Here is a 17996-nt window from a genome sequence, read left to right as displayed (position 1 = left end):
GCCGTCCAACCCTACGGGGTGTGCGGCGGGGCACCGGTCAGGCGTGCGCTACCGGGGACCTTCGGCCCCGGGGTTTTCAGCCCTCGTGCTTGCTGTGCTCAGTGGTCCGCGGAGCGGCCGTGCTCGTTACTCCGCGGAGCGGAAGCGCGGGAAGGCGCCGCGGCCGGCGTACTCGGCGGCGTCGTCGAGGATCTCCTCGATGCGCAGCAGCTGGTTGTACTTGGCGACGCGCTCGGAGCGGGCCGGGGCGCCGGTCTTGATCTGGCCGCAGTTGGTGGCGACGGCCAGGTCGGCGATGGTGACGTCCTCGGTCTCGCCGGAGCGGTGCGACATCATGCAGCGGTAGCCGTTGCGCTGGGCCAGCTCGACGGCGTCCAGGGTCTCGGTGAGCGAACCGATCTGGTTCACCTTCACCAGCAGCGCGTTGGCGGTGCCGGTCTCGATGCCCTTGGCCAGGCGGGCCGGGTTGGTGACGAACAGGTCGTCGCCGACCAGCTGGACCTTGTCGCCCAGCTTGTCGGTCATGGCCTTCCAGCCGTCCCAGTCCGACTCGTCCAGCGGGTCCTCGATGGAGACCAGCGGGTAGGCGGCGACCAGCTCGGCGTAGTACTCGATGAGCTCGGCGGACGAGAGCGCCTTGCCCTCGAACTGGTAGGCGCCGTCCTTGAAGAACTCGGAGGCGGCGACGTCCAGGGCGAGCGCGACGTCGCGGCCCGGCACGTAGCCGGCCTTCTGGATGGCCTCGGTGATGAGGTCCAGGGCCTCGCGGTTGCTGTCCAGGTTCGGCGCGAAGCCGCCCTCGTCGCCGAGGCCGGTGGACAGGCCGCGCTCCTTCAGCACGCCCTTGAGGGTGTGGTAGACCTCGACGCCCCAGCGGACGGCCTCCGAGAAGGACTCCGCGCCGATCGGGGCGATCATGAACTCCTGGATGTCGACGTTGGAGTCCGCGTGCGAGCCGCCGTTGAGGATGTTCATCATCGGGACGGGCAGGACGTGCGCGTTCGGGCCGCCCAGGTAGCGGAACAGCGGCAGGTCGCTGGCCTCGGAGGCGGCGTGCGCGACGGCCAGCGAGACGCCCAGGATGGCGTTGGCGCCGAGCGAGGACTTGTCCGGGGTGGCGTCCAGGTCGAGCATGGCCTGGTCGATCAGGCGCTGCTCGGTGGCGTCGTAGCCGACCAGCTCCGGGCCGATCTGCTCGATGACGGCCAGGACGGCCTTCTCCACGCCCTTGCCGAAGTAGCGGTTCTTGTCGCCGTCGCGCAGCTCCAGCGCCTCGAAGGCGCCGGTCGAGGCACCCGACGGAACAGCGGCACGACCCGTGCTGCCGTCGTCGAGGCCGACCTCGACCTCGACCGTGGGGTTGCCGCGGGAGTCGAGGATCTCACGGGCTACGACGACATCGATGGACGGCACGAGGCATCTCCTTGCGGAAGCAGGGTCCGGCCGACGGTGGTGCTGTCGGCCGGAGGATTGCGGAGTCGTTACGACCAGAGCCTAACCGCCCGGGCTCCCGGGACCACGTCCACCTCGGCTCCGTCTCAGCGTGTGGCCCCACTACCCACCGGTAGTTCACCTGCTTGTCCCAGCTTGTCCCATCGGGGCGGGCGAAGCCGGACGAAAGCGGATGAATCCTGATGAAGGGGGCCGACCGGTCGGTCGGCCCCCCGTCAGGTCTCAGCCCAGGTGCAGGACCTGGCCGGGCACGATCAGGTTCGGGTCGCCGCCGACGGTGCCGCGGTTGCCGTCGTACAGCGCCTGCCAGCCGCCGGACACGCCCTGGGCGGCGGCGATGCCCGACAGGGTGTCACCGGAGCGGACGGTGTAGTCGTGGCCGGTCTGCGGGGTCGGGGCCGGCTGGGCGGCGCGCGGGGCCGCGTGCTTCGGGGTGTACTGCTGGGCCGGCTGCTCGACGGGCTGCTCGGCCTTCTTCGGCGCGGCGTGCTTCGGCGCGTACTGCTGGACCGGCTTCGGGGCGGCCTTCTGGGCCTGCTGCTTCGGGGCCTGCTGCTTCGGCGCCGCCTGCTGCTTCTGGGCCCTGGTGTCCGAGGAGGTGTCCACGGCCGCCGGGGCGCCGCCCTTGCTCAGACCCGCCTTGACGGAGCAGACCGGCCAGGCGCCCGGGCCCTGCGAGGCGAGCACCTTCTCGGCGACCGAGATCTGCTGCGCCCGGCTGGCCTGGTTGGCCTGCGCCGCGTAGGCGGTGCCGCCGTACGCCTTCCAGGTGCTGGAGGTGAACTGCAGTCCGCCGTAGAAGCCGTTGCCGGTGTTGATGCTCCAGTCGCCGCCGCTCTCGCACTGGGCGACCGAGTCCCAGGCGGAGGCCGGGGCGGCGGAGGCGCCGGTGGCGGTGAGGAGCGGCAGCGCGAGTCCGACGCCGGCCACCCCGGCGACGGCGATGGCCTTCTCGGCCTGGGTGCGACGGCGATGACGGCCAGATCCAACGAGCAGCATGAAGAGGTCCCTCTCCGTACGCCTGCGAGGTGAGCTGTCGGGTTCGGACCGGGAGGTGGCCCGGCCGCCGTAAGCGGAAACGATTCCGCTCGGGCGGCTTCACCCCAAGCCGTGGAGGAACGGCAACAAACCTGGTTCCCCCGCCCCTGCCCAGGGTCTGGTCGGTTTCCCGTGGCGCGGCGGGCAGGATTCGGCGTTCCGCGCACGGGGTCCGCAGCTGCGAACTCCAGGGAGACTAGACAGATCCTCAGACCAATCACAAGCTCATATCGTCGACATCACACCACAATTACGGCCCGTGTTCGATCGCCTACCAACGGCGGAGCTTTGTCCGGTTTGATGGTTGTTCATACGGGCGCTGGAGGCCGAAAAGCGACGTCAGGTCAGTGTGTCGGTGGCTCAGGAAGGACGTGCGGAGAGCGCGGCTCGGGGCTGAATTCGACCGGAAGTTCGCGCAATCCACGCATGATCAGGCCACCTCGCCAGCGCAGGTTCTCCGGGCTCTCGGCCAGTCGCAGATCGGGCAGCCGGGAAAGCAGCGTGGCCAGCGCGGACCGCCCCTCCAGCCGGGCCAGCGGGGCCCCGATGCAGTAGTGGATGCCGTGCCCGAAGCCCAGGTGGGGGTTGTCGCTCCGGGCCAGGTCGAGGGTGTTCTCGTCGGCGAACCGGGCCGGGTCGCGGTCCGCCGCCGCGAGCACCACCAGCACCGGGTCGCCGACCGGGATCTCCACCCCGCCGACGGTCAGCGGCGCGGTCGCGAACCGCCAGGTCGCCAGCTCCACCGGCCCGTCGTAGCGCAGGAGTTCCTCGATCCCGGTCTCCAGCAGCGCCGTCTCGCCACGGACCACCGACTCCTGCAGCAGCGCCCGCTGCTCCGGGTTGCGCAGCAGCGCGTACGTCCCGTTGCCGATCAGGTTGACCGTCGTCTCGAACCCGGCGAACAGCAGGATGAAGGCCATCGCGGCGGCCTCGTTCTCGGTCAGGTGCTCGCCGTGGTCGCTCGCCCGGATCAGACCGGAGATCAGGTCGTCGCCGAGGTCCGCCCGCTTGCGGTGGATCAGCTCCAGCAGGTACGCCCGCATCCGCTTCACCGCCCGCCCCACGCCGCCGCGTTGGCCGCCTCCATGGCGGATCATCATTCCGGCCCAGTCGCGGAAGTCGTCCTGGTCCTCGGCCGGCACGCCCAGCATGTCGCAGATCGCGTAGATGGGGAGCGGGAAGGCGAACTCGTGGATCAGGTCCGCCGAACCACGCTGCGCGAAGCCGTCGATCAACCGGTCGGTCAGCTGCTGCACCCGCGGCTCGAACTCGGCCACCCGGCGCGGCGTGAACGCCTTCGACACCAGGCGGCGCAGCCGGGTGTGGTCCGGCGGGTCGATGTTCAGCAGGTGGGTCATCAGGTCCGCCTGCCGCTCCCCCGGGATGCCCACCCGGCCGGTGCGGTGCGCCTGCTCGCTGTGGTGCGCCGGGTTCTTCGACAGCCGGCTGTCCGCGAGTGCCTGCCGGGCGTCCGCGTACCTGGTCACCAGCCAGGCCTCCACCCCGCTCGGCAGCTTGGTGCGGTGCACCGGGGCGTGCTCGCGCAGCCAGGCGTAGGCGGGGTACGGGTCGGCCGCGAACTCCCAGGTGAAGAGCTGCGGGGCGGACTGGGCGGCGGGCTGGACGCCGTCGGGCTGAGCTGGCATGGGTCGACCGTAACCGGTGGACCGCACGGGCCCGGGACGACCGCCGGGGAGCCGCCGCGTCACCGGTGCGCGAACCGTCCGTGAGCGGCACGTGAGCGGCGCGCCAACAGCACGTGGACAGCCCTTGGACAGCTCTTGCCCGGGCGGCAGGCGTGAGCCTGGTCACCTGCGGGGTAATCCCTGTTGCGGAGGGTCAGGACGTGCCTACGATCCTCCGCAGTACGCGTGGGCGCCGGTGCGGTGCCGCCCACAGGGAGGAGCAGGCCATGCGGGTCAGCGGAGCAGTCGTCGTCATCGCGGTACTCGACGGCGGTTCGGGAGCCGACCTCGCCCGCCGGTTCACCGCGGCCGGCGCCGCCGGGATGCTGATCGCCGACCAGCACGTCGGGATCGCCGAGGACCTCGCCGCCGAACTCGACCGGCCGGGCTGCCCGGTGGTGGGCGTCTGCGGCGACATCCGCCGGCCCAGCGACGTCGCCGCCCTGGTCGACACCGCCGAGAAGCACCTCGGGCCGATCGACCTCTTCTGCGTCGCCGGCCCGGAGGGCGAGCGGGTCGTCTCCCTCGCCGACCTGCCCGACCACCTCGACCTGGAGCGCCTCGCCGAACTGGTCGCCCTGATCGGCGAGGCCATCGGCGAACTCGTGCCGCCGCAGCGTCGCCCCTCGGAGAGCACCGCCACGGCCGCCTGAGCCGGCCGTCCCGCCCTACTACGGTTCGAGCCCCTCGGCCGCGCGCACCGCGTCCCGGTAGCCGCGCGCGGCCGAGCGCAGCGCCGCGTCCACGTCCACCCCGGCGTCGTGCGCCCGCTGGGTCACCGCGAGCAGCAGCCGGCCCGCCGACTCCGCGGTCAGCTCGGCCGGCAGCTCGTACGGCTCGTCCGGCACCCCCGTGAAACCGGCCCGGCGCACCCGGGACACCAGCTTCGCCGCGTACGCCAGCGCGGGCAGCCCGGCCGGCACGCCGTCCAGGACGGACTCCCGGTCCGTCTTCTCGGCCGCCTTCAGCTGCTCCCAGTTCGCCTCCACCTCGGCGGCGCCCCCGGCCTCGACGTCTCCGAACACGTGCGGGTGCCGGTACACCAGCTTGTCCACGAGGTCCCCGGCCACGTCGTCGACGCTGAACGGCTCGGTGGGGTGCTCCTCGGCGATCCGGGAGTGGAAGAACACCTGCAGCAGCACGTCGCCCAGCTCCTCGCGCAGCGTGTCCCGGTCCCCCTCCTCGATCGCCTCGACCAGCTCGTAGGCCTCCTCGACCAGGTACTTCACCAGGCTCTCGTGGGTCTGCTCGGCGTCCCACGGGCAGCCGCCGGGCGAGCGCAGCCGGTCCATCACCGAGGCGAGGTCCAGCAGCCGGGCCCCGGGCAGGTCGTACGAGCCGGGCAGCACCTCGATCTCCGGCACCTCGCCGGCGTGCTCCACGGCGAGGCGGGCCAGCGCGTCCGTCAGCCCCGGGTCCCCGTCCGGGCCACCCAGCCAGACCGTCGGCCCGGCCTGCGCCGGCTGCCCGGTCAGCAGCCGGGCCAGGGCAGGCGCCGACCCGGCCGGCACCACCTCGACCGTCACCCCGGCCTGCCGCACCGCCGCCACCTGCGGATGCCCCTCGTCGGCGACCAGCACCCGCCCCGCGGAGCGCAGCGCCTCCCAGGCCGGCCAGGCCAGCAGCCCGGGGGCCACCCGGTGGGTGGTGGTCAGCAGGATCAACTTCGCGCCCGGAGCGTTCGCAGGCACAGCATTCGTCGTCACACCTCGAACCTACCCGCCCCGCCCGGCCCGGACCCCGCCGATCCCGGAGGGCGACGGCGGCCCGGGCCGGAGCCCGGGCCGCCGGTCGCCGGGGGCTACTTCTTCGCCCCCGCCAGGTCGTCGAACATCGCCGACAGGAACTCGGTGCACCAGTCCAGCAGCTCCCGCCCGACCAGCGGCCTGCCGCCGATGCGCCCGGTGCTCGGCCGCGGCACCAGCAGCTGCTGGGCCGCCGCCTTGACCTGGCTGCGCGGGTAGAGCCGGTTCAGCCGCAGCTGCTGGGACTCACGCAGCTCCACCGGGCCGAAGCGGACGTTCGAGCCCTGGAGGGTGATGTCCGAGATCCCGCACCGCCGGGCGTACAGCCGCAGTGCGGCGACCAGCAGCAGGTTCTCCACCGGCTCCGGCAGCTTCCCGTAGCGGTCCACGAGTTCGTCCCGGACCTGCTGGATGTCCGCCTCCGAGTTGACCGCCGCGATCGAGCGGTAGGCCTGCAGCCGCAGCCGCTCGCCGGGCGCGTAGTCGTGCGGCACATGGGCGTCGACCGGCAGCTCGATCTTCACCTCCAGCGGCTCCTCCTCCGGCTCCGCGCCGCCGTTGGCCAGCGACTCGCGGAACTCGGCCACCGCCTCGCCGACCATCCGCATGTAGAGGTCGAAGCCGACGCCCGCGATGTGCCCGGACTGCTCGCCGCCGAGCAGGTTGCCGGCGCCGCGGATCTCCAGGTCCTTCATCGCGACGTACATGCCGGCGCCCATCTCGGTGTGCTGGGCGATGGTGGCCAGGCGCTCGTGCGCGGTCTCGGTGAGCGGCTTCTCCGGCGGGTACAGCATGTACGCGTAGCCGCGCTCCCGGCCGCGGCCGACCCGGCCGCGCAGCTGGTGCAGCTGGGAGAGGCCGAAGGTGTCGCCGCGCTCGACGATCAGGGTGTTGGCGTTGGAGATGTCGATGCCGGACTCCACGATCGTGGTCGACACCAGGACGTCGAACTCCTTCTCCCAGAAGTCGACGACGACCTTCTCCAGCTGGGTCTCCCCCATCTGCCCGTGCGCGGTGGCGATCCGCGCCTCGGGCACCAGGTCCTTCAGCCGCGCGGCCGCCTTGTCGATCGACTCCACCCGGTTGTGGATGTAGAACACCTGGCCCTCGCGCAGGAGTTCACGCCGGATCGCGGCCGAGATCTGCTTCTCGTCGTACGGCCCGACGAAGGTCAGCACCGGGTGGCGCTCCTCCGGCGGGGTGGTGATGGTGGACATCTCACGGATGCCGGTGACCGCCATCTCCAGGGTGCGCGGGATCGGCGTCGCGGACATGGTGAGCACGTCCACGTTGGCGCGCAGCTTCTTCAGCTGCTCCTTGTGCTCGACGCCGAAGCGCTGCTCCTCGTCGACGATGACCAGGCCGAGGTCCTTGAACCTGGTCTCGGAGGAGAACAGCCGGTGGGTGCCGATGACGACGTCCACCGAGCCCTCGAACAGCCCCTCCAGGACGGCCTTGGCCTCGCTGTCGGTCTGGAAGCGGGACAGCGCCTTCACCGTCACCGGGAAGTTGGCGTAGCGCTCGGCGAAGGTGGAGAAGTGCTGCTGCACCAGCAGCGTGGTCGGCACCAGCACCGCCACCTGCTTGCCGTCCTGCACCGCCTTGAAGGCGGCCCGGACGGCGATCTCGGTCTTGCCGTAGCCGACGTCGCCGCAGATCAGCCGGTCCATCGGGACGGACTTCTCCATGTCGGCCTTGACCTCGGCGATGGTGGTCAGCTGGTCCGGCGTCTCCGCGTACGGGAAGGCGTCCTCCAGCTCACGCTGCCACGGGGTGTCCGGGCCGAAGGTGTGGCCGGGCGCCGCCATCCGCGCCGAGTACAGCCTGATCAGGTCGGCGGCGATCTCCTTGACCGCCTTCTTGGCCCGCTGCTTGGTCTTCGCCCAGTCCGCGCCGCCGAGCCGGTGCAGCGTCGGGGCCTCGCCGCCGACGTACTTGGTGACCTGGTCGAGCTGGTCGGTCGGCACGAACAGCCGGTCGCCGGGGTGGCCGCGCTTGGCGGGGGCGTACTCCAGCACCAGGTACTCGCGGGTGGCGCCCTGGACGGTGCGCTGCACCATCTCCACGTACCGGCCGACGCCGTGCGCCTCGTGCACCACGTAGTCGCCGGCCACCAGGGCCAGCGGGTCGATCGCGTTGCGCCGACGGGACGGCATCCGGCGCATGTCCTTGGTGGAGGACTTCTGGCCGGACAGGTCGGTCTCGGTGATGACGGTGAGCTTGAGGGCCTCGTCGACGAAGCCGTGCTCGATGGAGCCGCAGGCGACGTACACGACGTCCCGGGTGGGCGCCTCGGCGAGGTCGGCGACCAGCCGGGCCGGGATGCCCTCGTTGCCGAGTACCTCGGCCAGGCGGGAGGCTGGGCCGTGGCCCTCCGTCACCATGACGACCCGCCAGTCGGCGGCCAGCCGCTCCTTGGCGTCGGCGATCGCCCGGGCGGTGTCGCCCCGGTAGGCCTCGACGGCGTGCATGCCGAGGGTCAGCGTGTTGGCGTCGAACTCCAGGATGGTGTCGACCGTGGACTCGCTGGTCGCGAACGGGCTGACGGACCACCAGGGCAGCCCGATCTCGGCGGCGTGCTCGCGCACCTCGGCGAGCGAGCGCAGCGAGGCGGCGGAGACGTCGATGGTCTCCAGGTCGATCGGCCGGTCCCCGCCGGCCGCCGCGGCGACCCAGGAGGCCTGCAGGAACTCCTGGCTGGTGGCCACCAGGTCGGCGGCCCGGGTGCGGACCCGCTCCGGGTCGCACACCACCGCGACCGAGCCGAGCGGCAGCACGTCGACCAGCAGCTCCATGTCGTCCACCAGCACCGGCGCCAGCGACTCCATGCCCTCGACCGCGATGCCCTCGGCGATCTTGTCCAGGATCTCGGCCAACCCGGGCTGCTCGGCGGACAGTTCGGCGGCCCGCGCGCGCACCTCGTCGGTCAGCAGCAGCTCACGGCAGGGCGGCGCCCACAGGCCGTGCTCGGCGATCTCCAGCGAGCGCTGGTCGGCGACCTTGAAGTAGCGGATCTCCTCGACGTCGTCGCCCCAGAACTCCACCCGCAGCGGGTGCTCCTCGGTCGGCGGGAAGACGTCCAGGATGCCGCCGCGGACGGCGAACTCGCCGCGCTTCTCGACCAGTTCGACCCGCGCGTAGGCGGCCGCCGCGAGCCGGCGGGCCACCTCCTCCAGGTCGTGCGACTCCCCGCGCCCGACGGCCACCGGCTCCAGCTCGGCCAGCCCCTTGACCTGCGGCTGGAGCACCGAGCGGACCGGGGCGACGATCACCTGCACCGGACCGGCCGCCGGGTCGTCGGCCCGCGGGTGCACGATCCGGCGCAGTACGGCCAGCCGGCGGCCGACGGTGTCCGACCGGGGCGACAGCCGCTCGTGCGGCAGGGTCTCCCAGGCCGGGTACTCGGCGACCGCGTCGGGGGGCAGCAGCGAGCGCAGCGAGGCGGCCAGGTCCTCGGCCTCCCGGCCGGTGGCGGTGACGGCCAGCACCGGACGGCCCCGCTCGCCGGCGGCGTGCCCGGCCAGCGCCCGGGCCAGCGCGGCGATCGCGAACGGCCGGGCGGCGGGCGGTCCGACCAGGTCCAGGTGGCGGCGGCCGCCGGCCGCGGCTCCGGTGGCGGTGGCCGCCTCGATCGCCTCGGCGAGCGCCGCGTCCCGCGCGACGACATCGAGCAGTCCGGTCAGGCTCATCTGGGGTCTCTTCTTCGTCCCGTGGCTGGTGCTGCCTCCGGGCGGCGAGAAGCCCGCCGGGGCAACGCGAACGGCCCGGCACGCCGAGCGGCCGGGGGTCTCCAGCCTACGCCGCGGCACGGACGGGCACGCGGCGTACGAGTCCGGCGGGGCCGCGCCGACCGGGCGCCGGAGCGCGCGGGGACGGACCGGCGGGCGCACCCACCGTACTGTCAGGGACACGACCGCAGGCGAACCACTGGACGGAACACCGGTCGGCCGGCGGACGCACCGGCCGGACACCGGTCCGGGCCGGACCCCACCATCCGCCACGCACTGGACATACTCCTGTCACTGGCCGTCCATGGAGATCGCGCACCATGGTGAACGTGCCCGCCGCACCCAACCGTGGGGGATGGCTGTGGCGGCACTGTCGCACCCCCGATGGGGGTCGGAGGTGCGAGGCCGGGCGACCCTGGGTGGGGGCGCCCGCCCAAGCGCCGGGAACCGTGGCGCCCTTTCCTGGAGGGCGCCACGGGTCTCGGCCTCTTCGCCTTCGCCCTCCCGCCCTCGCTCTGCTGCCCCCGTCCACCGCTCCGGACGTCCGCACCCGTCCGGGCGGCGGGCAGCGCCGTGCCGGGACTACCAGCGGGACAGGTTGATGTCGTACATCATCACCTGGTGGCCCTGGTTGGCGTTGAAGTCGTAGCGCTCCCAGGTGAAGACGGTCCAGGAGCCGAGGCCGCCGCCCAGATAGGTGATGACCTTGTTGTTGCCCGCGTCGATCCGGTCGACGTTGTAAATCCGCACCGCCATCCAGCCGTCGTTCGCGAAACAGAGCTGCCCGCTGTAGCCGTAGTTCCACACCTTCGCGAAATCGTCCCGGCCCCCGCAGTCGATCCGCTCCACGGCTCGCGCCGCGGTGGTCGGCAGCAGCGTCGCGGCGGCGGCCGTCAGAACCGCCAGCACGCCCACCCGCCGGGCTGCGCCATTTCTTCCCCGACCGGCCGTGCGGGGATTAGTGCGGCGAATCATGTAACCCCTCCATCGATAGCGGTTGGGCACCCGAGATTTGCACGGCGGGGCAGCGCCGGACAGCCGTTTTCCGGCCAAGCCGGGCTTTCGACGGAACTCGGTGAACGTACCCGGACGAAATGAGCTAGGGTCCCAACACGCCTGCCGCGCTGAAGGATCGGAGCAAAAGCTTGGCACGACCCGACAGATTGGGACGATTCACCGCAGCCGCCCTGGCGGCCGTTCTTCCGGTTTTATCCGCGGGCTGTGCGGACAACTCCGGGAAAGGATCCTCCGATTCCGCGCCGACCCCGCCGGAGATCGGTTCGACGGCCGCTCCGGAATCCGGTCGGGGCGGAATGACCGGACTTCCGCTCTCCGCTTACCAGGCCGACGACCGGTCCGCGGTCAAGGAGATCCAGGCGCGGAACGCGCTGATCGTCTCGTGTATGCACCGGGCCGGCTTCTCCGCGTTCACCGGGGACGGCCTGCAGGCAGCGCAGCCGCCGGACAACGCGACCGCGCTGCCGGCCGGCGCCTGGGGATACCTCGGGGCCGAGGCCGCGGCCACCCTGGGCTTCCACCCGCCGAAGCGCACCCCGCCCCGGCCGAACCCCGCCCCGGCCGGCTCCGGCGAGGCGTACGACGGCGCCCGGGTCGACTGCGACCGGCAGGCCGCCGAACGGATCGGCTCACCGCCCGCCGCGGGCAGCCGGCTGGTGGGCCGGCTGTTCGACGAGTCGACGAAGGCCACCGCCAAGGACGCCCGGGTGGTGGCGGCCACCCGGCAGTGGAGCGCCTGCATGACCACTGCCGGGTTCGGGGCCACCACTCCGGAGGAACTGCCGCAGCGGTACCAGACCGCGCCGGAGGTCACCCCGGCCGAGCTGGCCGCCGCCCGCGCGGACGCCGACTGCACCGCCGGAACCGAGCTGGCGGGCCTCTGGTTCGCCGTGCTGGCCGGCTACCAGCGCCAGCTGATCGACCGCAACGCGGAGGCCCTGACCGCCCAGAAGGAGGCGGTCAGGGCCCAGGACGCCAAGCTCACCGAGCTGATCGCGGGTGAGGGCGGCAGCTGACGACCGACGGCTAGCGGCGGCGGTAGGTCACCGTGTTGGGGGCCGCGTAGCCGGCGCCGTCGTCCACAATGATGATCTTCGGGATGATCCGGGTCTCCTCGACGCCGTCCGCACCGTCCGCACCGTCCGCTTCCGCTGCGCCCGCCGCGCCGTCCCCTTCGGCCGCCGGCAGGGGCGGCACGGCCGGCTTCGGGGGCACCGCGACCGGGGCGACCGGGCCGGTCACCACCTCGGTGTCCTGGGCGCCCCCTGGGGCGGCGGCCCTGGGGAGAGCCGAGACGGCCGAGGAGCCACCGAGCACCGGCCGCCGCACCGCGGTCGTCCGCTCCTCGGCCCGGGCGTCCGCCCCACCGTCGGCCGGCACCGCCTTCGGCAGGTCCGGCGCCGGGATCTCCCCGGTGTCCGCCTCGGAGTCCACCGGCTCCGCGTCGGCCACCGCGTCCACCGGAACCGGAGCCGCCGCGGCCCCGGCGGCGGCGAGCGCCCCGGGCTCGACCTGCCCGACGGCCGCGCCGGTGAGCGAGGCCAGGGTGGCCTTGATGTGGTCCAGGTGCTGCTGCACGGTCTCCAGCCGGGCCTCGAACTCGCGCTGCTCGCGCTCGCTCTCCGCGTTGATCCGCTCGGCCTCCCGGCGGGCGTTCTCGATCAGCTGGTCGGCCTTGGCCTGGGCGTCCGTCTCCAGCTGCTTGATCTGGTTCAGCACGGTCTCCCGGTGCTGCTCCGCCTCCTTGACCCGGCGCTCGGCGGTCGCGGAGAACTCGGCCTCCTCGGCGTCGGCCTTGGCCAGTGCCGCGGCGAAGGCCTCGTCGGCCCGGCGCCGCTTGGCGGCCAGCTCGGCCTCGGCCTGCTCGCCGGCCTCGGCGGCGGCCACCCGGACCTTGGCGGCGTAGGCGGTGGCGCCGTCGCGGGCGGCGCGGCTCTCCCGGTCGGCCTCGGCGCGGATGGCCTCGGCCTCGGCGCGGGTGCGCTCCTCGGTGCGGCGGGCGGCCGCGTCGGCCTCGGCGCGGGTGGTGGCGGCGTACTCCTTGGCCGCCTCGGCGAGCGCCTGCCCCTGCTCGTACACCTCGTCCCGCAGGTCCTCGGCGAAGCGCTCGGCCTTCTCCCGGACGGCGCGGGCCTCGTTCACGGCCATCTCGGCCAGGCCGGCGGCCTGCTCGCTGAGCACCTGGTAGTCCGGCTCCGGGGCCTCGTCGGCGGCGCGGCGGATCGCCTCCAGCCGGGTCTCCATCTGCCGGATCCCGGCTCCCAGGACGCTCAACCGCTCCCAGGCCTCGTCGCGTTGTGCGGTCAGGGCGACGAGCGCCCGGTCGACCTGCTCGGGCGCGTAGCCGCGCCGGGCCTGGGTGAAGCCGTACTGGGGGACGGCGTCGCTCATGGGCTCTTCCCCTCGTTTCGCGGGCTGCGGAGCCCATGATCGGACGGAACGGCCGGATCCGGAACCGGTTGGGAGACCGGGGCCGGATTCGACCGTCGTGCGGACCGGAATAGGTCGAGGACCGGGCGAACAGACCCATCCTCTTGACCTATTTTGCGCAGATCCGGACGAAACCCCAACGAGGCACAGCTGCCGGGACGTGCCGGAGGGGTCGTTCCGGACACCGGAACGACCCCTCCCCACCTGCGAGGATCGCGACGGTCCGCTACAGCAGACCGTCCCAGAACTGCTCCAGCAGCACGGCCCACCAGGTGTCCGTGGACTGCAGGGCCGCCGGGTCGATCGCGGCGAGCTCCGCCTGGAAGTCGGTCGTCCAGCGACCGGCCTGCTCCGGCGTCAGCCCGTACCGCAGCCGCCACATCCGGCCCAGCAGGGCCAGCGCGCGGACGAACTCCGGTACACCGCTGTTGACGAAGCGCGGCGGCTGGCCGGTTCCGTCGACGTCCACGGCGACCACGTTCGCGGTGCCGTACTGGACGCACAGCTGGCGGCCGTAGTCGTTGCCGAGCACCAGGTAACCGCCGAAGTCCGCGGCCGCGGGCAGGCCGCGCTCGGCTGCCAGTTCGGCCAGCGTCGGGATCGGCCGGCCCTCCTGCGCCTGGGCCCAGAAGAACGGCCCGAAGTCGCGCGGCAGCCCGGCCCACATCAGGGTCTGCGACACCGGCTCGGGCACGCCCTGGCGGGAGACGGCGCGCTGCTCGTAGCGGAACAGGTTCTGCCCGAAGGCCGTCCCGAGCTCCTGGGCGAGCTGCTGGGGCGGCAGCGGGGGCAGCGGCTGGACCGAGCCGGGCGCGGGCAGCGGGGCCCGGAACGGGCGGACCCGCTGGGCGCCGGAGGCCAGCTGGTGCAGCTCGTCCAGGTGGTCCAGCAGCTCCGCCATACCGGCCTGCCGGGAGGCGTGGTCGCGGCCGTACGGGGCGGTGTGGGTGAGCCGCACGTTCGGCCAGGAGGCCGCGATCATGCGGTTGCAGTAGCCGCCGGGCAGATCGCAGGACTCCAGCTCGGTGTACAGCTCCAGCACCTGCTCCGGGGGCACGTTCAGCCGGCGCAGGTCCTGGAGGATCTTCCACTCCGGGTGCGGGGTGCCGGGCTCGCTGCGGTGCAGCAGCTTCTGCTCCGAGCCGTCCGGGCCCCGGTAGCTGAGCGCGGCGAAGTAGCCCGGGCCGACCGCGGGCACCCCGGGCGGCACCGGCGCGCCCGGCGGCGGGCCGGTGACCGGAGTCACCCTGGTGCTGCCGCACCAGCGCCGCGGCGTCTTCCGCCTGATGGAGGACGCGGGCGTCGACGCCAGCCGCCACATCCTACCGGCTGGTGTTCTTCGCCGGCCACCACCGGGGGTACTGAAGCCAACGTCGGTAGGAGCCCGAGTGAATACGAATACCCCTTCCTCTTCTCTCGGGGCGGCCAGGGCGGCGGGGCCAGCATGGTGGGCGCGTCCCCGGCGGGCCGGTCGGAGACCGGCGGCTCGGTCAGCACGGCGGGCGCGGACGGCACGGCGGCCGCGGGCGGCACCGCAGGCACCGGCGCAGGCGGCTGGGGCTGGGGCTGGGGCTGGTCGGCGGACACCGGAGCAGCCGGAGCGGGAACCGGAGCAGGCGCAGCGGCCGGAGCGGCGGCAGCGCCCCCCAGCTTCTCCGCCTCCGCCGCGATCGCCGCCGCCCCCGCCTCCTGCAGCCACTGCGGCGGGCTGAGCAGGAAGGAGGTGGCCTCCACCGGCCCCGGTGCGGGCTTCGCCGCCCCGGCCGGGTTGGCCGCGACCGGCCGGCCGTACACCTCCTCGTACTGCCGGACCACCTCGTTCACGGGCAGCGCGGGCCACAGCGTGCTGGCGCCCGAGTCACGGGCGATCACCAGCCGCGCCTCACCCGAGCCAGAGCCCGAACCCGGACCGGCTCCGCCGTCGGCACCGGCAGCGACCGCCGCCTCCGCGGGCGAGACCGCCCAGCAGACGAAGCCCAGGTCGAACTCCCGGACCCGCACCTCGCGCTGCTGCCCGTGCGGCACGCCGCCGTTGATCCACTCCTCGGCGAGCTCCTGCGCCTGCGCGTACGTCACCACGCCCGGTTCACCCCTGTCCCCGTCGTCCCCACTCGTTCCCTCAACGCCGTTCCCGCGGTCACGTCAGTCCACCGGGACGGCCCGGGCGAACCCGCCGTCCACCATCAGCTCCGCGACCGTCTCCAGCTCCGGCGGGCTGCCGGCCAGCCGCAGCAGGAAGGCGTCGAAGTCGTCGCCGCAGGGCAGCAGCAGCCGGGCGCAGCGCTCCTCCGGGGCCTCCGGGGCGCCGGAGTCGCGGGCGTCGTCGTACAGGTGGAACCAGACCGAGCCGATCCGGTCGCCGCGCACCTTGAGCGCGACGATGCCGCCCTGCGCGTAGGCGATGCCCAGGTAGTCCTTGGTGAGGTGGTCGCGCAGGCACTTGTTGGCGTACACGACGTCCTCGGTGCCGTACTCCTCGGTGAGGGTCAGGAACGGCTGGTCGAGCAACATGCCGAGCTCGGTGTCCAACGCCACGCCGACCGGGCCGCGGCCGCCGCCCAGCTTGAGGAAGGTGCGGTAGGCGCCGGGCAGCCGGTAGCCGAGGCGCTCCTCGGCGCGCTGCACCAGGTCCTCGGGGACGCCGATCGGGTCCCCGCCGTCCCTGGCCAGCGAGAAGTGGACGGGCCGGCGCTCCTGCAGCGGGCGGGTGCCGCGGCGGGTGTGGTCGGCGGGCGAGGTGGCCAGGCCGCCGTGGTGCCGCAGCAGGGCCTTGACCTCGACCGGGACGAGCTCCATCCGGCGCCAGCCGGGGGCGGCCCGGCCGACCGCGTGGTGCCAGGTCCAGCCGGGCGGGGTGGCCACGGCGGTCTCCAGGTCGGCCCAGAGCGGGTGGCCCTGGGTGAACAGCGCGACGTTGGCCGAGACGTAGTCGGTCAGCCGCAGTTCGTCCACGCCGAAGCCCTCCGGCGGGTCGGCGACCTCGGCCGCCGCGGCGGCGTACGGGCCGAAGTCCGGGTAGCCGGACTCGTCCACCCGGACCCCGGCCGGGTGCCGCTCCGCGCGAACCGGGTCCGGGAACTGCACCACCTGACCTGCGTACGCCGCGTTCGGTGCGGCGGCGACGCCGGGCCGACCTGTCGTCATCTGGGAGCCCCCACTGGCTGCTGCAAATTCTTCGGTGCGCTTGCTGGGCACCAGCCTATTGGTTCACCCGCCCGGCCGATCCCCCGCACCCGGAGCCCGTTCCAACACCTCCACGACCCGCAGTTGCCGCGCCTCCGTGAGGTGCGGGTGCAGCGGCAGGTCGAGCGGTTCCCGGGCGGCCCGCTCGGCGGCCGGGAGACTCCGGCGGGACCCTCCACGGCTCCCGCGCCCGGGGCGGACCGGCGCCCGGCCGACGGCCTCAACGTCCGGCGCGGGCACCGGAGTCGGGCCCGCCGACGGTTGTCCGCACGCCGGCCGCGCCTCCTCCGGCCGCTGCCGGAACCGTACCGGCCGGGGTCCGGGCCGGGGGGCGGTTTCGGTAGATCGGTGGACAAGTCATGACGAGACCGTGCGGATCCGGCCCCGGCCCGGCCAGGATGCGGATGGGCGGGGACGCGATCCGCCAGGAACCGTACGGGTGTTCGCCCGGCCCGCACCCCGGTTGTGCGGTTGTCGGGGTCGAATGACAGGCTTGCCCCGGACCCCACGGGACCGACAGGAACCGGACCGCCAGGAACGAGGAGGAGGAAGCCGCATGACCACCGGTGAGCCGGCGGGCCCGCCCGTGCTGCGCCACCACCGCGACAGCCTGCTGCCCGCCGTCGCCGCCGCGCTGTCGCTCAAGGGCGGCGAGGTGCACACCCTGGCGGGCGCCAAGGAGGACCGGCGCCCGGTCCTGCACCCGCTGGTCGGCGAGTTCCTGGACACCCTGCCGGTCGAGGCCCGCGAGCGGTTCACCGGCCGCTGCCCGGAGGCCGTCCTGCTCTCCCAGTACCTGACCACGGTCGACGGGAAGCGCTCCAAGCGCGCCGCCCGCAAGCCGATGAGCCTGCACGAGGCCCGCAAGGCGCTCAAGGGCGCCCGGATGACGACCCTGCGGATACGCGAGGAGGGCGACCCGGCACACGGCACCCACGCCCCGCCGTGCCGCTCCTGCGCCCCGATGCTGGAGCACTTCACCGTGCAGAGCGTCGCCGTCGGGCCGCCGGCGCGCTGAGCCGTCCGCCCACCGGACCCCGCGCCCGCAGCCCTTCGTACGCCCCCGTCCCCGAGCCTCCGGAGCACGCCCTGAATCCGCCCAGCCCGCCCCCGCCCGCACCGGCCGCACTGGCCCCGGACACCCTCGCCCCGGGCATCCCGTCCCCGGCCGCCGCCGGACGGACCCGCCCGCGCTTTCCGGCCGACGTCGCCGCCGAGCTGAAGGCCTCCGGCTGGCACCCCGGCCGCTGGCAGATCCGGCAGGCCGAGGAGTGGGCCGACACCCTGGTCGGGTACGGCGGTCCCGGCGGCGTCCCGCACGCGGTGTTCCCGGCGGCCGTGGAGGCCTGGGCCGAGTTCGGCGGCCTCGCCTTCGACCTGTCCGGCCCGGGCCGCCAGCTGGCCCGCACCCCCTTCCTGATCGACCCGATGTGCGGCCTGCACCAGCCGCGCACCCTGTTCGACCTCGGCCGGGCACTGGGCACCCAGCTCGCCCCGCTCGGCGAGGAGGCGTACGGGCAGGCACTGCTGGCGGTCGACCAGGAGGGCCGGGTCTACAGCCTGGACCACACCGGCGAGTGGTTCCTCGGCCACGGCATCGACCAGGCGCTCAGCACCCTCGTCCTGGGCACCGCCCCGGGACGGCTGCGCACCGCCGAGGCGTACGACTAGGACCTGTCTGCAAACTCGCGTCTGCGGGGCGGCGGATCCTGCCGGAC

Annotated in this window: 13 protein-coding genes, 1 pseudogene and 1 riboswitch; of the genes and pseudogenes, 4 read left to right on the top strand and 10 right to left on the bottom strand. The window is 73.6% G+C overall.

Going from position 1 to position 17996, the window contains the following annotated elements:
- Window positions 1–126 precede the first annotated feature (126 nt).
- The 3 genes from eno to HS99_RS28550 form a co-directional block, all read right to left on the bottom strand.
- A complete protein-coding gene (gene eno, locus HS99_RS28560) occupies window positions 127–1413 on the bottom strand; it encodes a phosphopyruvate hydratase (protein WP_030290807.1) in 1287 nt (428 codons plus the stop codon).
- A 261-nt stretch (window positions 1414–1674) separates the two neighbouring features.
- Window positions 1675–2451, bottom strand: coding sequence for a LysM peptidoglycan-binding domain-containing protein (locus tag HS99_RS47930; protein WP_030290805.1), 777 nt, complete (start codon window positions 2449–2451; stop codon window positions 1675–1677).
- A gap of 5 nt (window positions 2452–2456) precedes the next feature.
- Window positions 2457–2624, bottom strand: a riboswitch (cyclic di-AMP (ydaO/yuaA leader).
- Window positions 2625–2834: 210 nt separating this feature from the next.
- Window positions 2835–4136, bottom strand: coding sequence for a cytochrome P450 family protein (locus HS99_RS28550; protein ID WP_030290803.1), 1302 nt, complete (start codon window positions 4134–4136; stop codon window positions 2835–2837).
- 266 nt (window positions 4137–4402) lie between these two features.
- Between HS99_RS28550 and HS99_RS28545 the strand changes: the two genes are divergently transcribed.
- Window positions 4403–4828 carry an SDR family NAD(P)-dependent oxidoreductase gene (locus tag HS99_RS28545; protein ID WP_030290801.1) on the top strand — a complete coding sequence of 142 codons (426 nt, stop codon included), beginning with the start codon at window positions 4403–4405 and terminating at the stop codon, window positions 4826–4828.
- A gap of 18 nt (window positions 4829–4846) precedes the next feature.
- Here HS99_RS28545 and HS99_RS28540 read toward each other — a convergent pair whose 3' ends face one another.
- From HS99_RS28540 to HS99_RS28530, 3 genes are all read right to left on the bottom strand, one after another.
- Window positions 4847–5866: a nucleoside triphosphate pyrophosphohydrolase gene (locus HS99_RS28540; RefSeq protein ID WP_030552294.1), complete on the bottom strand. Its 1020-nt coding sequence runs from the start codon at window positions 5864–5866 to the stop codon at window positions 4847–4849.
- 110 nt (window positions 5867–5976) lie between these two features.
- Window positions 5977–9609: a transcription-repair coupling factor gene (mfd, locus tag HS99_RS28535; RefSeq protein WP_030290797.1), complete on the bottom strand. Its 3633-nt coding sequence runs from the start codon at window positions 9607–9609 to the stop codon at window positions 5977–5979.
- Between the two features lie 621 nt (window positions 9610–10230).
- Window positions 10231–10557, bottom strand: a complete 327-nt coding sequence (locus HS99_RS28530; RefSeq protein WP_157846534.1) for a beta/gamma crystallin domain-containing protein — start codon at window positions 10555–10557, stop codon at window positions 10231–10233.
- 404 nt (window positions 10558–10961) lie between these two features.
- On the opposite strand from HS99_RS28530, the gene HS99_RS28525 reads away from it, so the two are divergent.
- Window positions 10962–11681, top strand: coding sequence for a hypothetical protein (locus HS99_RS28525; RefSeq protein WP_030290793.1), 720 nt, complete (start codon window positions 10962–10964; stop codon window positions 11679–11681).
- A gap of 10 nt (window positions 11682–11691) precedes the next feature.
- On the opposite strand, the gene HS99_RS28520 is transcribed toward HS99_RS28525, so the two are convergent.
- From HS99_RS28520 to HS99_RS28510, 4 genes and pseudogenes are all read right to left on the bottom strand, one after another.
- Window positions 11692–13056: a coiled-coil domain-containing protein gene (locus HS99_RS28520; RefSeq protein WP_030552296.1), complete on the bottom strand. Its 1365-nt coding sequence runs from the start codon at window positions 13054–13056 to the stop codon at window positions 11692–11694.
- Window positions 13057–13321: 265 nt separating this feature from the next.
- Window positions 13322–14335: pseudogene (locus HS99_RS48570) on the bottom strand (SUKH-4 family immunity protein); the annotation flags it as partial.
- A 2-nt stretch (window positions 14336–14337) separates the two neighbouring features.
- Window positions 14338–15174, bottom strand: coding sequence for an SUKH-4 family immunity protein (locus tag HS99_RS48565; protein WP_370863310.1), 837 nt, complete (start codon window positions 15172–15174; stop codon window positions 14338–14340).
- A gap of 63 nt (window positions 15175–15237) precedes the next feature.
- A complete protein-coding gene (locus tag HS99_RS28510) occupies window positions 15238–16239 on the bottom strand; it encodes an HNH endonuclease (protein WP_030290661.1) in 1002 nt (333 codons plus the stop codon).
- 595 nt (window positions 16240–16834) lie between these two features.
- On the opposite strand from HS99_RS28510, the gene HS99_RS28505 reads away from it, so the two are divergent.
- A complete protein-coding gene (locus HS99_RS28505) occupies window positions 16835–17296 on the top strand; it encodes a YwqJ-related putative deaminase (RefSeq protein ID WP_046387190.1) in 462 nt (153 codons plus the stop codon).
- Between the two features lie 137 nt (window positions 17297–17433).
- Window positions 17434–17949 carry an SUKH-3 domain-containing protein gene (locus HS99_RS28500; RefSeq protein ID WP_046386413.1) on the top strand — a complete coding sequence of 172 codons (516 nt, stop codon included), beginning with the start codon at window positions 17434–17436 and terminating at the stop codon, window positions 17947–17949.
- The last annotated feature ends 47 nt before the right edge of the window (window positions 17950–17996 follow it).

The sequence above is a fragment of the Kitasatospora aureofaciens genome, from assembly GCF_001188955.3.
Lineage (GTDB): Bacteria > Actinomycetota > Actinomycetes > Streptomycetales > Streptomycetaceae > Kitasatospora > Kitasatospora aureofaciens.
Note: the sequence above shows the minus strand (reverse complement) of the source record. Positions and strands in the feature narration are given on the sequence as shown.

What these genes read in the sequence shown, in the direction of transcription:
- HS99_RS47930 (WP_030290805.1), bottom strand. Translation starts at nt 2,451, where the DNA reads ATGCTGCTCGTTGGATCTGGCCGTCATCGCCGTCGCACCCAGGCCGAG.
- HS99_RS28550 (WP_030290803.1), bottom strand. Translation starts at nt 4,136, where the DNA reads ATGCCAGCTCAGCCCGACGGCGTCCAGCCCGCCGCCCAGTCCGCCCCG.
- HS99_RS28545 (WP_030290801.1), top strand. Translation starts at nt 4,403, where the DNA reads ATGCGGGTCAGCGGAGCAGTCGTCGTCATCGCGGTACTCGACGGCGGT.
- mfd (WP_030290797.1), bottom strand. Translation starts at nt 9,609, where the DNA reads ATGAGCCTGACCGGACTGCTCGATGTCGTCGCGCGGGACGCGGCGCTC.
- HS99_RS28525 (WP_030290793.1), top strand. Translation starts at nt 10,962, where the DNA reads ATGACCGGACTTCCGCTCTCCGCTTACCAGGCCGACGACCGGTCCGCG.
- HS99_RS28520 (WP_030552296.1), bottom strand. Translation starts at nt 13,056, where the DNA reads ATGAGCGACGCCGTCCCCCAGTACGGCTTCACCCAGGCCCGGCGCGGC.
- HS99_RS28510 (WP_030290661.1), bottom strand. Translation starts at nt 16,239, where the DNA reads ATGACGACAGGTCGGCCCGGCGTCGCCGCCGCACCGAACGCGGCGTAC.
- HS99_RS28505 (WP_046387190.1), top strand. Translation starts at nt 16,835, where the DNA reads ATGACCACCGGTGAGCCGGCGGGCCCGCCCGTGCTGCGCCACCACCGC.